The following is a 14,161-nucleotide window of genomic DNA, read 5'->3' as shown; positions in this document are numbered from 1 at the left end:
AGGGTAGATCCTGCAACCTGTAAATGACAACTGCCCATTGACATCATGCCGGTTACTCACTGTTGTACGTCATTTGAAAAAATCACATGCAACAGTGAGCCACATTTCACAAAAATCGCAGGGAGTCATCAGCATGCGTCTGTTGATGGATAGTCCATCACGCTGTCAAGTGGTCATACTTGATAATAGCTGGCTGCTATAGAGCGCTGACAAGGCAGGTATCTACAGCAAAATTATGAATAAGCACTCAGCCATCTGCTGATGACGGTGCTAAGTGTAGACAGCTTTATCGGCTAATATTATGTATAGCCGGCTGAAATACACCCAAGCATGAGCGAATTTTTGCCCATGATTAGGTAATTGACGCATTACCTGTAGTTAAGTATCAAACACGCTACAGCCCTGATGCGTTGCACCATAGGCTAAGTATTTATAAATAAAACTACAGCTATGTTAACTATGTGTAACATACTCGTGCGCTAAGAGTACCCTATTCTGCCGTGAAGCTCAAATCTATCGGTCAGTTATCTGTCATAAATGACCAAAAGTCAGAGGCAGACCTCAAGAAAAATAGCATTGACAAATGGGGTTTATGGAAAGGTGTTTGTGAGGGTATCAATAAGGCTAACATATTGAATGGTGGCAGTATTAAATGATCAATGTGAGGGTATCAAAGTAAACGAATCGATGATAACGACAGGATTTAGAAAATGTGGTTAGGCAATACTCATCAAATGCCAGTGTAGTAGGTGACTCTATTGTCACGCAAAAACCCAGCCAGTCCCAAACCATAGCGCTGGGCGACCCGTACGGCCGTACTGGTGGGCGCAGACATGCCAACGAGCCAAGGGATACGCCCCCGAATCGATTTTTGTACCAACTCAATCGATAATCGTGAGGTCATGAGTACGCAATCAACCTCTACTTTTTGTCGCAGTTGCCAACCGATTAATTTGTCGAGTGCATTGTGACGGCCTACGTCCTCAAACAAGTACAACTGCTGATTGTATATCGTCGCTGCTGCATGCACAGCTCCTGTCAGTTGGTGTGTATGCTGTGTGGCATCTACTTGCTGACGTAGTACTAATAGATACTCAAGGCTTGGCACGGTTGCCTTAGAACCATGTATGTTTGCTTGTGAGTAGTGGCTCAAGTCGGGCAATGCCTGTGTCAGCCCCGTGATGCCGCACATACCGCAGCCTGTACGCCCTGCCAGTTGGCGCTTTTGGGCTTGGATGCGCTGATGGCAGCGTTGGTTTAGCACCAGCTCTACGATATAGATATCATAATCTTGAAATTGCTCTAAGCGTTGCTCAATGGAGGCGAATTCAAGATCCCCATCGTTTAAGGATTGAGCAAACTTTTGGTAGCTGGCAATATCTGTAAGATGTGTCACTTCCCAATCAAGTAACTCATGACTGTGCTGAATCAAGCCCTCGCTAAATAAGAACCCAACAGCCAAATACTCTAGTTGGTAAGGGCTGGCCATCAGTACCGCATAATGAATCCCATTAATAACGATTGATACCGCTGCCTCTACTGCCAAACTGGTGGTTTGAGACTCAATACAGCTTTGAGGTATATCGGCTCCATGAGCCTTGTCCGATGGATAATGATGCTTCTGCGCTAAATGTTTGCGAGCGAGCATTGTCTCGGCTGCGCTATTATCATTATCCTCAGATATCTCAGTCATAATCACTCTAGTTTCAGTTGTCTCTGCCATCATAGCCATTTTGCTAGAGGACTCACTTTGCTCAAAATTACTTTCAGTGATCATTACCACTTATACAGGTTCGGCTGTCTGAACACTTGTATTCACACGCTCTAAGATCACGGTCGTCGATTTGTATGCTGGGATATGAGAGTCTGGCGCATGGGTATCCAAATCAAACAGGTCGTTACATTCAGGATAATAGGCGGCGACGGCATTGGCGGCGATATCCATCTCAGTCAATATGAGAGGCCCTAGTACGCGCGGCTTGTTTTTATGCGCTGTGTGGCTTGAGCTGCTGGCGTGCCGCGATACCATCACCTGATCTCCTTTTTGCCAGCCTAGGCGGCTGATTTCATCTGGATGCATGAATAGCACATCTCGGCGGTTGGTCTGGCGATAGCGGTCTTTGAATCCAAATATCATCGTATTGAACTGGTCATGACTACGAACGCTGGTCAGTTGCCAAACCTTTTGCGTTGTGTCCTCATGATCAATGTCATGTGTGTCCGCCATTTGGGCTGCAACGTACGTAATGGGGTAATGCGGTACTTCAAACTGAGCTTTGCCACTCTCGGTATTCCATACACGATGGCGCGCTGCATGATACAAATGAAACCCGCGCTCATTGGTACGAATGCGCTGATTGAAGTTTTCAAAACCGTTAATAGCTTGGGCGATATAGTCTCGAATGAGATCAAAATCTTCGCTCATTGCAAGCCAAGGAATAGAGGAGTCAGCACCAAGTACATGTGTCGCAAGCTCCGCTATAATCTTTGCCTCAGACTTTAAGTTATCACTCACAGGTTTAAGCTTACCTTGGGTTGGAACTATCTGACACATTGAATCTTCAATCGTTGCAAACTGCTCACCTTTTGTTGTCAGGATACGCTCAGTACGACCCAGACAAGGCAGAATGACGTTGTTTGCTCCTGGGTATAGCATGGTTTCATTGAGCTTGGTACCGACAAATACATTGAGCTGAGTGGTGGTTAATGCTTGTTGAATAGCGCTCGTATCAGGGGCTGCCACAGCATAATTACCGCCCATACCCATAAACACTTTTAATTTACCTTCGATAAGCGCTTTGGCGCCTGTGACGACATCATAGCCATGCTCTTTTGGCATAGGACGCTCAAAGACGCGCTCTAGACTGTCCAGTAAGGTTTTACTCGGGCGTTCATGGATACCCATGGTACGATCGCCCTGAACATTGGAGTGACCACGAACAGGGGAGGCGCCCGCACCATCAATACCAATCATACCCATCAATAATAATAGATTGGTAATCATCGCAACATTGTCATCGCCTTGCACATGCTGGGTGATACCCATGCCCCAAGTACAAATGGTCGCTGAACTATCAGCCACTAGTCCCGCTAAGCTGATAATATCGGACTGAGAAATACCGCAGCCAAGTGTGATATCTTCCCAAGTTTGCGCTGTTAGCCATTGTTTTAGCGGTTCAAAACCTGAGGTATGAGTGGTAATAAAATCATGGTTGATTCTATCATTTTCAATCAGCCATTTAGCAATGCCCGTCAATAGCGCGGTATCACCGCCGATTTGAATTTGAATGACATCATCGACCATATCATCACTTTGACCTGCGGCCATATGCATTGGTTTTTGCGGATTTCTAAATCTACTCAAGCCTTGCTCGCGCATCGGATTAATCGAGATGATTCGGCATCCTTGCTCATGTGCATGGGCAAGCATCTCCAGCATTCGTGGATGGTTAGTCGCTGGGTTTTGCCCAAACATCAATATCAGTTTGGCTTGCTCAAAATCCTCTAGCATGACTGTCGCTTTGCCGACGCCTAGCTGTTTACCGAGCATCACTGAGGTCGGCTCATGGCACATGTTCGAGCAGTCAGGCAGGTTGTTGGTGCCAAAGCTGCGAACAAACAGCTGATACATAAAGGCCGGCTCGTTGGTCACGCGCCCTGAGGTATAAAATAGTGCTTCATTGGGTGAATCAAGCTTTCCAAGCTGCTCAGTGATTAAGCCATAAGCCGCTTCCCAAGGAATAGGGACGTAGCGATCTTGCGCGGCATCATAGTACATCGGTTCTGACAAACGCCCGCTATGCTCAAGTTCGTAGCCAGACCATCTTTGTAACTCGGTCACGGTATGCCTTGCAAAAAATTGTGCATCTGCCTTTTTCGTCATGGTTTCGCTGGCGATGACTTTGATGCCGTTTTCGCAGACGTCGATGCGCTTATGTGACTTATGGTCTGGCCACGCGCAGCCTGGGCAGTCAAATCCGCCTTGAGGTTGATTGCTTTTTAGGACGCTGACACTACCGCGTAAAAAGGTTTGATAATCCATCAGTTTGCGTGTCGAGGAGATCAGCGCAGGCCAACCTGCAGCAGGGTGGGAGTAAACAGGAATTTTGCGCATGACAGACCTCATCGATAAATGGCGGCATAATGGTGGTATCTCATCACTATATAATGCCCGCTGTACCGTGTGTAGCAGTAGTAACCATAGATAACAAAAAACCTTCAAGAAACATCAATTTTCTTGAAGGTTTTAGAAGCAATTAGAAACAGTAATGTCTGCTTTTTGAGAGTCAATAAGTTGAGACAGTCTAGCTCAAAATTAAGCTATCGTCTTCAACCTTTTCGCCGCGTGTTTGCTCGAACATATCTAACAAATCGTGTACGGTCATGCCGCGACGAATGTCTCCAGACACGTCCAAGACCACTTGCCCTTGGTGTAGCATCACGGTGCGCGTACCATGTGCCAATGCTTGTTGCATAGAGTGGGTCACCATCATGGTGGTGAGCTTATTGTCTGTGACAATTTTATCTGTCAATTCTAAAACAAAGGCGGCAGTTTTTGGATCAAGGGCAGCAGTATGCTCATCGAGCAATAAAATCTTAGAGGGCTGTAGCGATGCCATCAGCAGGCTCACCGCTTGACGTTGACCACCAGAGAGTAGACCCATACGGTCTGTCAGGCGATTTTCTAGTCCCAGTTTTAACACAGACAGTTTTTCACGGAACAAGTCACGGTTGTTTTGATTTAGTGCAAACTTCAAACCGCGCTTGCCGCCACGTTTATAGGCCAAGGCCATGTTTTCTTCAATGGTCAGCGCTTCACAAGTACCTGCCATCGGATCCTGAAAAACACGCGCGACCCAGTGTGCACGTTGATGGGCGGATTTTTTGGTGACATCAATGCCATTTAGCAGGATTGAACCACTATCGACGCGCGTGGTACCGCTGACTGCGTTCAAAAAAGTCGATTTACCTGCACCATTGGTACCAATAACAGTGACGAACTCACCATCAGCGATATTCAAACTAATACCACGTAGGGCAGGGTTTTCGATAGGTGTGCCTGGATTAAAGGTCAACTGTAAATCGGTGGCTTGCATCATAATCGTTATTCCTTATTATCTCTTCGGGCAAAGCAAGTGCTGTTGGTACTTGCTTAAACTGTCATTAGGCGCGAACTTTGCGTGATAAAAACTTCGTTTTCGCTTTTGGTAAGACCAACGCCAATACCACGAGTAATGCTGTGATTAAGTTCAAATCTTGCGGGCCAAAGCCGATACTACGCAGCGTATCGCTCGATAGTGCGACCTGAATAAACAGCTTGTACAATACTGCACCGACCACAACCGCAAAGGTAATTAACCAAATACGCTTGGCAGGAATGATGGTCTCACCAATGATGACTGCTGCTAGACCGATGACGATGGTGCCGATACCAATAGAAATATCAGCGCCGCCTTGGGTCTGGACAAATAGCGCACCTGCCAAGGCAATCAAGCCGTTAGAGATCGCCATACCGATGATGGTCATCCATGAGGTATTAATACCTTGCGCTTGTGCCATTCTCAAGTTTGAGCCAGTAGCACGCATTGATAAACCAGTTTCGGTACTATAAAACCAGTTTAAAAATAACATGGCAATCGCCACGACCACACCGATAATCAGACAGCGCATCCAATAACCATTGCCATTAGTCACTAAGGTACTAAATACCGTCGTTTCACCAAGTAGCGGTAGGTTTGGGGCGCCCATGATGCGTAGGTTGACAGAATATAGGGCAACCATCACTAAGATACTGGCAAGCAATTGTAGGATGCCAAGTTTGACATGCAGCCATGCAGTAACGATACCAGCGATTGAGCCTGCTAGCATACCAAAAGCACAGGCGAGCCACGGATTGACACCCGCAACGATAGAGATGCCAGCGACCGCGCCGCCCAGCGGAAAGCTACCGTCAGCCGTCAAGTCAGGAAAGTCAAGCGTACGAAATGAGATCAGCACACCAAGTGCGACGAGGCCATAGATCAGACCACTTTCAAGCGCACCAAAAAAAGCAATTAAAGACATAAGAGATCAGTAAGTCATAACTCAGTGTCTAGCGTATGGAACCAAGATAAGTGAGTGGCAAGCGCCAAAACCCTCTAAATGCTAAACAGCTAAGCGGTGAATTTAACAGATTAAGCAATCTGCGGTTAGGGTAAACCAAAACAGGTCACGATTAACAACGTTCATAAGTTACCTTGGTTTAAAGCGCTGATTCAAGCAACGGCAATATCCAATACAGCAAAAATGTATTTTACTTAACAAGTATCAGATAAGCCATAAGCTAACTACAGCAATATATGAAACAAGCTATTTAAACAGGTTCTGCTGAAACAAGAAGCCCAGCCTACTGACTCATAGCTGGGTTTCTTGTCAAACATTTAGCATGACAGCACAAAAGCGCAATCACTGATTCATATTATGATTTTGCTCATGGCTGCTATGGTAAGCCAAATACAAAGGTGCGTTATTCTACCACTTCTTTTGCTTTATCGATAACTGCTTGTGACAAAGTAATGCCTTCTTCTTCAGCATGTTTTGGGCTGACATACAGGTTAAGCGCTTGTGGGGTGTAAACAGGGATAGCGCCTGCTTTTTCACCATTCAAGATACGAACAACGATCTTACCCGTTTCACGGCCAAGCTCATAATAATCTACGCCTAATGATGCAACCGCACCGCGCTCAACTGAGCTGGTATCTGAGGCGATCAGTGGAATCTTGCTTTCTTTGGCGATTTGATAGAGTGACTCGTAAGCGGATACCACGTTATTGTCTGTTGAGGTGTAGATCATATCGACCTTACCTTCTAGGCTACGTGCTGCCATTGCGATGTCATTACTACGCTGTGCTGGTGCTTCAAGCACGTTAATGCCTTGAGGGGTCAATTTCTCTTTTAGATTTTGTAAGATAATCGTTGAGTTGACTTCACCTGGACTATAGACATAACCGACATTTTTTAGTTCAGGAATGACTTGGCGCATCAATTCAATTTGCGGCTCATATGGTAGGGCATCTGAGGCTCCTGTCACGTTGGTGCCAGAGCCGTCCAAACTTGGCACCAGCTTGGCAGCGACTGGATCAGTCACCGCAGAGAATACCAGTGGAATGCTGCTCGTTGAGGCGGCCACAGACTGTGCAGATGGGGTAGCAATCGCTACGATCACATCTGGATCATCAGCGACGAACTGTTTGGCAATCTGACCGGCTGTCGCAGTGTTACCTTGTGCGCTTTGGAAGTTGACCGTTAGGTTTTCACCATCTTTGAATCCTGCTTCGTTTAACTCATCGATCACGCCTTTGCGTACATCATCAAGTGCTGGATGCTCAACGATAGCAGTGATAGCAACAGTTTTCATTTCGGTGGCAGTATCGCCAGTAGCCGCAGTATCAGTCGTGCTAGTATCTTGGGCTGATTGATTACAACCCGTTAAGATAGCAGTGCATACACCGCCTAGTAGTAACGCTTTGCCAAAATTAAAACGATTTTGATACAACATGGTTCTGACTCCTAAAAGTAATAATGTGTCCGTACATTATTTAATAGATGGGTAAAAGGGTAAAGCGAGCCACTTATGATGGCTACAGGGTATTTTTCAGTATTACTATTCAGCACTATTTATTTTATTCGTGCTATTTGTTATCAGTGCTTTGCGCTTGTTCATCAACATTGATGCCATTTTTTAGCAACTCTGCTGGCAAACTAACGCCTTGCGTTTTGGCATGCTTAGGGCTGATATATAAGGTTAGATCGTTCATGACGGCAGGTTCAATGTTATTGATCGCCTCGCCATTTAATACGCGATATACCATTTTGCCAGTGGTACGACCAAAGTCATAATCATTAACGCCAAGAGCAGCTGCCGCGCCGCGCTTCACGCTAAACTCATCAGACGCGACAATAGGGAGTTTCAACTCGTTTGCTGCTTGAGTCATGGCCTCAAAAGCAGAGGCGACGTTGTTGTCAAATGAGGTATAGATGATATCTGCGCGTCCTTGCAAGCTACGGGTTGCCATGCCGATATCGGTTGGACGATTGGCAGGGATATCTAACAATGTCAGATCTCGTGCTGGTAGCGCTTGTTTTAGGCTATCACGCAATGACACTGAGTTTGCTTCGCCTGGGCTGTAAACGTAGCCGATCGTTTTCATCTCAGGCTTTATTTGTTGTAGTAAATCTAACTGCGGCTCTAGAGGTAGCTGACTCGATAATCCTGTCAAATTGCTTTGAAAAGGCTTGCCATCTTCATTGATAAGCTTAGCGCCTAGTGGGTCTGATACGGCCGTATAAATGATAGGAATAGTAGTGGTAGCCGCGACAATCGACTGGGCCGATGGCGTCGAGATAGCGACGATGGCGTCCGGATTGTCTCCTGCAAACTGCTTAGCAATCTGTCCTGCTGTCGCTGTATTGCCCTGTGCACTTTGGAAGTTGACCGTTAGGTTTTGGCCTTCGACATAACCATTGTCTGCCAGCTCATCAATAATACCGCGGCGCATGTCATCCAATGATGGATGCTCAACGATTTGGGTAATCGCAATAGATTTGGCAGGTTTTTCTGCATCTGCAGCAGAGCTATTTTCAGTAGTGGCGGCTGTGTCAGTAGAGGAGTTCGAGCAGCCTATCAGGCCAAGTGTGCTAATGGCACTAAGAGCAACGCCATATAGGCTTAAGCGTAGAGTAGAAGCAATAGTCATTATTAGGATAACTCATAGGTTATATCAATCATAAAAACCAAGCGAGGACTGTCAGATTGATCAAGCCTACTAATAGCAATGCTCAAAGAATCTGTTTGGTTCTCTTTGGTTCTAAAAAAGATATTGGAGAATGCAGATTAGCCGAGTCAATACTACGTCTACGTCAACATAGCAGGCTAACCATTAATTAAAGTAATCGTTCCGTCGATTATTATGTTCATATTATGACAGCAATGTAAGTTATCGCAATAAAAAATTAAAGCGCATTCGTCATAGGCGTACTTAGTAAGACTATTAGGCATTGTCGTAACCACTGTCATAAGTGTGGTTTTGAGTATTTAACCATAAGAATTAGCCTCTTAAGGCATTATCTTATCCAATAAACTGATAGTCAAAAAGCATACAAGCTAGCAACGCATCTATTACCAATCCACTTCATAATTAACGTAAGCTAATGTTTATATAAAAATTTTTTATATGAGAAGTAGGGTGCGTCCAAAATCCATATCATTATTATGTTGACGTGTTGAATATATAGTAAAGCCCAAATAAAACTGATATATCATCATAAACACACTCGATTAAATACTATTTTCCTTGCTTGCTGTGACTTCGTCTCCAGAGGCTGCGAAAAATAGCCTTTAATCTCGTTGTGTCATTTTTAAATTGACTTGACTATACAACGCATTCAAATATCTCATTACTATTATTCAAACGCATATTTTAAGGATAACATTATGAATACAGCTAATTTAAAGTTATTGACCATCGCTGGCATTACGGCAAGCTCATTGATTTGCCTGCCTGCTATGGCAAAAGACAATCATGGTAATGGGCACGGTCATGGAAATGGCAAGGGTAACTCTGCTCACATTAGTAAAGATTACAACCATAACAATTATCAAAATAATGGCAATGCCCACCCTAATATTAATGCGTATCGCAATGCTAGCCCTAACGCGTCATTCAAGCGTGACCTTGATAAATACGGTTATAGAGTAGTCGGCAAGATTGATAGAAGGGATTATGATCGTTCTGTTATTTTAGATCGTTATGATGACCGTTACGTACGTATCCGTACGCCAGACAATAAGATTGTGACAGTAATTAATAACACGTTGGAAATTATTGATGTTTTGAGTAGATAACAGCGAGATTTAATCTTTTAAGTCAGCCATAAAAAAACGGTCTATTTAGACCGTTTTTTTCGTTCTTTCTTTAATTATCACTTACACCACTACTTAAGTTAATATTTTTATGCGAGTACATCACCAATGACACAGTTATCAGGTAGCGTAACGACCGTTAGCTGAGTTTTTGGATCGCCTGATGACAAAATCATGCCCTCAGAGATACCAAATTTCATCTTTCGCGGGGCAAGGTTGGTCACGCAAATGACTTTCTTACCCGTCAGTTGCTCAGGCTCATAGAACTTACGAATGCCGCTAAACACGTTGCGTGGCTTTTCTTCACCAACATCTAGGGTGAACTGTAGCAGCTTGTCCGCGCCTTCTACATGGTTACACTCTAAAACGTGTGCGACTTTCATCTCAACCTTAGCAAAGTCTTCAATACCAATATAATCCGTTTGCTCGGCATCAGTATTAGCGTCTATTGCAGGTGATTTGTCTTTTGCGGCAGGCTTGTTATTTTCGGTCACAGCAGGCGCATCAGCTTGAGCTAATGATGCTTTAGAATCTTCTACCATGGCTTCAATATCTTTTTCTTCGATACGTTGCATCAGTGGCTTGAATTTATTGATTTTATGGCCTAATAACCACTCATTACGACTGGCAAAGCTTAAATCGTCAATGTTCAAAAACTCTTTCGCATTTGCTGTCAGCTCAGGCAATACTGGTGCCAGATAGACCATCAACTGACGGAAGATGTTGATAGCGACCGAGCAGACGTCTTGAACTTCTTGCTCAGTGCCTTCCAATTTCGCGAGCGACCATGGTTTTTTGGCATCGATATATTCGTTGGCTTTATCCGCACACTGCATGATAAGGCGCATGGCACGGGAGAACTCGCGGTTTTCATAAGCAGCCGCAATCTCATCGCCCGTTTTGGTGATGTCTTCTAACAACTCAGGCTTAGCGCAGATCTCTGAGAGCATCCCGTCGTATTTTTTGACGATAAAACCGGCGCTGCGACTGGCGATATTGACTACTTTACCCACCAAGTCAGAGTTGACCTTTTGCATAAAATCTTCTAAATCAAGGTTGATGTCCTCGACCTTATCCGACAGCTTACTGGCGAAGTAATAACGCAGATACTCTGGGTGTAAGTGCTCGGCATAAGTCTCAGCTTTGATAAAGGTACCGCGTGACTTACTCATTTTTTCGCCATTGACCATTAAGAAACCATGAGCAAAAACGCCCGTTGGTGTGCGGAATTCACTACCGGCTAGCATGGCAGGCCAAAATAGTGCATGGAAATACACGATGTCTTTACCGATGAAGTGATACACCTCGGTTTTATGCTCATTTTCCTGTGCCCAATAGCGGTCAAAATCGAGCGCCTGATCGCTGCCTTCGCGTTTGTCGCATAGGTTTTTAAAGCTGGCCATGTAGCCCACTGGTGCATCGAGCCATACATAAAAGTATTTGTCTGGCTCATCGCTTGGGGTATCGGGTATCTGAAAACCAAAATACGGTGCATCGCGAGAGATATCCCAACTGGTGAGACCCGCTTCAAACCATTCTTGCAGCTTATTGGCGACCGAGACTTGCAAGCGCTCATCACTGCGGGTCCAGTCTTTTAAAAACTGCTCAAATTCTGGCAAATCAAAGAAATAATGCTTTGAGGTTTTGAGTACCGGCGTGGCATCCGACAACGTCGAATAGGGGTTTTTTAGCTCGGTGGCATCATAGGTGGTGCCGCATACTTCGCAGTTATCACCATATTGATCTGGTGAATCGCACTCAGGGCAAGTGCCTTTGACAAAACGATCGGCTAAAAACAATTGCTTTTCAGGATCAAATAGCTGCTCGACATCTTTTGTGCTGATATGACCAGCCTCATTGAGACGACGATAAATCAGCTCAGAGAACTGTTTGTTTTCTTCTGAATGAGTGCTGTGGTAGTTATCAAAATTGATCAGGAACTTTGAAAAATCTGCTTCGTGTGAGGCTTTGACTGAGGCAATTTGCTCCTCTGGCGTGACGCCATTGGCTTCTGCTTTGAGCATGATGGCTGTACCGTGCGCGTCATCGGCACAGACATAAGTGACCTGATGGCCTTGCGCCTTCATCGCACGTACCCAGATGTCTGTCTGAATATATTCTACAAGATGCCCCAAATGGATGTCGCCATTGGCGTAGGGCAGCGCACTGGTTACTAAAATCTCACGCACTTTTATCACCTATATTTTTGTATAAATGGGTTGGTTATCGAACATCTTAAGCGGCTCATCGCTCATCGATGCGACATCGTTAATGCTAAAAACTTCTAAAAATAATAAAAAATCAAAAAGTGTGCCTATGATACCGTAATTCAGATAATTTTGTGATATTCCTTAGTAATTACTTCTCATTTGACAGGCATTTATTAGCCATGAACGATAGGTTTACACCGCATGTTGATGGTCATAAACCAGCCATAAAAAACCCAACAAGCAGTGTGCTAAGTGGGTTTTTTATTTATCTATTATTCACTTAGATACCAGTAGTCAATAATAAATGGCCAAGTGACTAAATAATTAAATGATTAAATGACTAAGCTAGCTTAGAATGAACCAAACATCGTCCCTAAGATAATCACAGCAACCACAGCGACCAATGGAATGACCATCGTCACCATCGCCAAGTTCAAATAAGACTGTTTATGGGTCAAACCACAAATCGCTAGCAAGGTAATGACAGCGCCACTGTGTGGAAGCGTATCAAGACCACCTGCCGCCATAACGGCTACGCGGTGCATTAGCTCAGGGTCGATACCCGCATTGACGGCCATTCTTAGATAGTCTTCACCCAAGGTCGACAGCGCAATACTCAAACCACCAGACGATGAGCCTGTGATACCAGCAAGCGTGGTCATCGCGACGGCTTCTGAGATCAGAGGGTTGTCAGGGGTAAGGTTTAAAATGCTATCACGAATGATAAGGAAGCCTGCGAGCGACGCGATAACTGCGCCATAACCCACTTCTGATGCAGTATTAAAAATCGGCAGCATCGAGTCATAAGTACCACGGTTGATGGTTTTTTGTAGATTATTCCAATGTCCGATGCGGAGCAGAATTAACACCACACAAGCGACGACCAACGAGATGATAATGGACCATAAACCAAGCGATCCATCTATATTTAAATCGGGAAACTGAGTTTGTAGGCTACTGAAATTTATCGATGGGAAAACCACATAGGTCAATATAGCGTTCAAGCCAATGACCAATATCAGCGGAATCATGGCAACGGTAAAGGAGGTCTGATGCGTGCTTAATACGTCAGCTTCTTTAGCATTAGCGTCAATGCCGCCTATATCCTCTTCATCATGCTGACCATAACCTTCCCCCGCTGCATTTGCTTTGTTGGCACGTGACTGAAGCCACAACCAACCACCAATAAACATGATCGTACCGCCAATGATACCCAAAATAGGCGCGGCAAATACGTTGGTGTTGTAGTAAGGAATTGGAATAGCGTTTTGGATGGCTGGCGTGCCTGGCAGTGCAGTCATTGTAAAGGTAAATGACCCTAGGGCAATGGCAGCAGGAATCAAACGTTTTGGGATATCGGCTGCTCTGAACAAGTCCTTGGCAATAGGATAAATGGCAAACGCCACCACAAACAGTGATACCCCGCCATAGGTCAAAATAGCACAGACCAAAATCACCGCAAGAATGGCCTTGCTGGCACCGAGCTTTTCGACGACGGTATTGGCAATCGCGGTTGCCGCACCAGAGTCGGCCATCAAACGCCCAAACAATGCCCCTAGCAAGAATATAGGGAAGAATTTGAGTAAGAACCCACTTAACGCGCCCATAAAGACATCGGTATAAGCGGGGATGGTGTTTAAAAAATCACCTGATAGTAAGACTGCTAGCGTCGCCATAATCGGTGCTAAGATCAGCACAGAATAACCACGATAAGCAAAAAACATGAGTAATAATAGGGTGATGACAATCGCAAATGTACTAAACATGATAGCCCTCCTTGGCAAAATTAAGACAGCGTGTATGTCGCGATTATCGATGTAGGTCAATAAAATTAATCAAAATATGTAATTTTTGATTTTTTATCAAATATTAATCTTGGAATAATATGATATTGACTTGCCTCATACCTCGCTACTGTACTGTCTCATTCGTTCTTAGTGTTATTGTCTTCTCGCTGCGAGAATTATATGTTAAGTTAGCATAAGTATTTGATATATGATATATCGATATAAAATGTATTGATTTAAATTTAAAACAGTCAATGCGCTAT

9 protein-coding genes are annotated in these 14,161 nt (G+C 44.5%); 1 reads left to right on the top strand and 8 read right to left on the bottom strand.

Going from position 1 to position 14,161, the window contains the following annotated elements; all coding sequences use genetic code 11:
- Nucleotides 1-730 precede the first annotated feature (730 nt).
- The 6 genes from GYK50_RS08495 to GYK50_RS08470 form a co-directional block, all read right to left on the bottom strand.
- Nucleotides 731-1,693, bottom strand: coding sequence for a formate dehydrogenase accessory sulfurtransferase FdhD (locus tag GYK50_RS08495; RefSeq protein WP_071003567.1), 963 nt, complete (start codon nucleotides 1,691-1,693; stop codon nucleotides 731-733).
- A gap of 90 nt (nucleotides 1,694-1,783) precedes the next feature.
- Complete coding sequence (locus GYK50_RS08490) at nucleotides 1,784-4,114, bottom strand: FdhF/YdeP family oxidoreductase (RefSeq protein ID WP_212563675.1); 2,331 nt, start codon at nucleotides 4,112-4,114, stop codon at nucleotides 1,784-1,786.
- A gap of 190 nt (nucleotides 4,115-4,304) precedes the next feature.
- Nucleotides 4,305-5,099 carry an ABC transporter ATP-binding protein gene (locus tag GYK50_RS08485; protein WP_071001262.1) on the bottom strand — a complete coding sequence of 265 codons (795 nt, stop codon included), beginning with the start codon at nucleotides 5,097-5,099 and terminating at the stop codon, nucleotides 4,305-4,307.
- A gap of 64 nt (nucleotides 5,100-5,163) precedes the next feature.
- Nucleotides 5,164-6,063, bottom strand: coding sequence for an ABC transporter permease (locus tag GYK50_RS08480; protein ID WP_071001263.1), 900 nt, complete (start codon nucleotides 6,061-6,063; stop codon nucleotides 5,164-5,166).
- 442 nt (nucleotides 6,064-6,505) lie between these two features.
- Nucleotides 6,506-7,537 (bottom strand): ABC transporter substrate-binding protein, encoded by a 1,032-nt coding sequence (locus GYK50_RS08475; RefSeq protein WP_212563674.1) that lies wholly within the window; start codon nucleotides 7,535-7,537, stop codon nucleotides 6,506-6,508.
- A 133-nt stretch (nucleotides 7,538-7,670) separates the two neighbouring features.
- A complete protein-coding gene (locus GYK50_RS08470) occupies nucleotides 7,671-8,735 on the bottom strand; it encodes an ABC transporter substrate-binding protein (protein WP_071001265.1) in 1,065 nt (354 codons plus the stop codon).
- A 737-nt stretch (nucleotides 8,736-9,472) separates the two neighbouring features.
- Between GYK50_RS08470 and GYK50_RS08465 the strand changes: the two genes are divergently transcribed.
- Nucleotides 9,473-9,883 carry a hypothetical protein gene (locus GYK50_RS08465; RefSeq protein WP_071001267.1) on the top strand — a complete coding sequence of 137 codons (411 nt, stop codon included), beginning with the start codon at nucleotides 9,473-9,475 and terminating at the stop codon, nucleotides 9,881-9,883.
- A 107-nt stretch (nucleotides 9,884-9,990) separates the two neighbouring features.
- On the opposite strand, the gene metG is transcribed toward GYK50_RS08465, so the two are convergent.
- Both metG and GYK50_RS08455 read right to left on the bottom strand, forming a co-directional pair.
- The gene (gene metG / locus GYK50_RS08460) at nucleotides 9,991-12,090 is read right to left on the bottom strand and encodes a methionine--tRNA ligase (RefSeq protein WP_212563672.1); all 2,100 of its coding nucleotides are present in this window, start codon (nucleotides 12,088-12,090) and stop codon (nucleotides 9,991-9,993) included.
- A gap of 371 nt (nucleotides 12,091-12,461) precedes the next feature.
- Nucleotides 12,462-13,877, bottom strand: coding sequence for a GntP family permease (locus GYK50_RS08455; RefSeq protein WP_212563671.1), 1,416 nt, complete (start codon nucleotides 13,875-13,877; stop codon nucleotides 12,462-12,464).
- Nucleotides 13,878-14,161 lie beyond the last annotated feature (284 nt).

It is taken from the genome of Psychrobacter pacificensis, assembly GCF_018336615.1.
Lineage (GTDB): Bacteria > Pseudomonadota > Gammaproteobacteria > Pseudomonadales > Moraxellaceae > Psychrobacter > Psychrobacter pacificensis.
This window is presented reverse-complemented; position numbering and strand designations above follow the sequence as displayed.

Coding starts and splice junctions, on each gene's coding strand:
- GYK50_RS08470 (WP_071001265.1), bottom strand. CDS start 8,735: ATGACTATTGCTTCTACTCTACGCTTAAGCCTATATGGCGTTGCTCTT.
- GYK50_RS08490 (WP_212563675.1), bottom strand. CDS start 4,114: ATGCGCAAAATTCCTGTTTACTCCCACCCTGCTGCAGGTTGGCCTGCG.
- GYK50_RS08485 (WP_071001262.1), bottom strand. CDS start 5,099: ATGATGCAAGCCACCGATTTACAGTTGACCTTTAATCCAGGCACACCT.
- GYK50_RS08495 (WP_071003567.1), bottom strand. CDS start 1,693: ATGACTGAGATATCTGAGGATAATGATAATAGCGCAGCCGAGACAATG.
- GYK50_RS08480 (WP_071001263.1), bottom strand. CDS start 6,063: ATGTCTTTAATTGCTTTTTTTGGTGCGCTTGAAAGTGGTCTGATCTAT.
- GYK50_RS08475 (WP_212563674.1), bottom strand. CDS start 7,537: ATGTTGTATCAAAATCGTTTTAATTTTGGCAAAGCGTTACTACTAGGC.
- GYK50_RS08455 (WP_212563671.1), bottom strand. CDS start 13,877: ATGTTTAGTACATTTGCGATTGTCATCACCCTATTATTACTCATGTTT.
- GYK50_RS08465 (WP_071001267.1), top strand. CDS start 9,473: ATGAATACAGCTAATTTAAAGTTATTGACCATCGCTGGCATTACGGCA.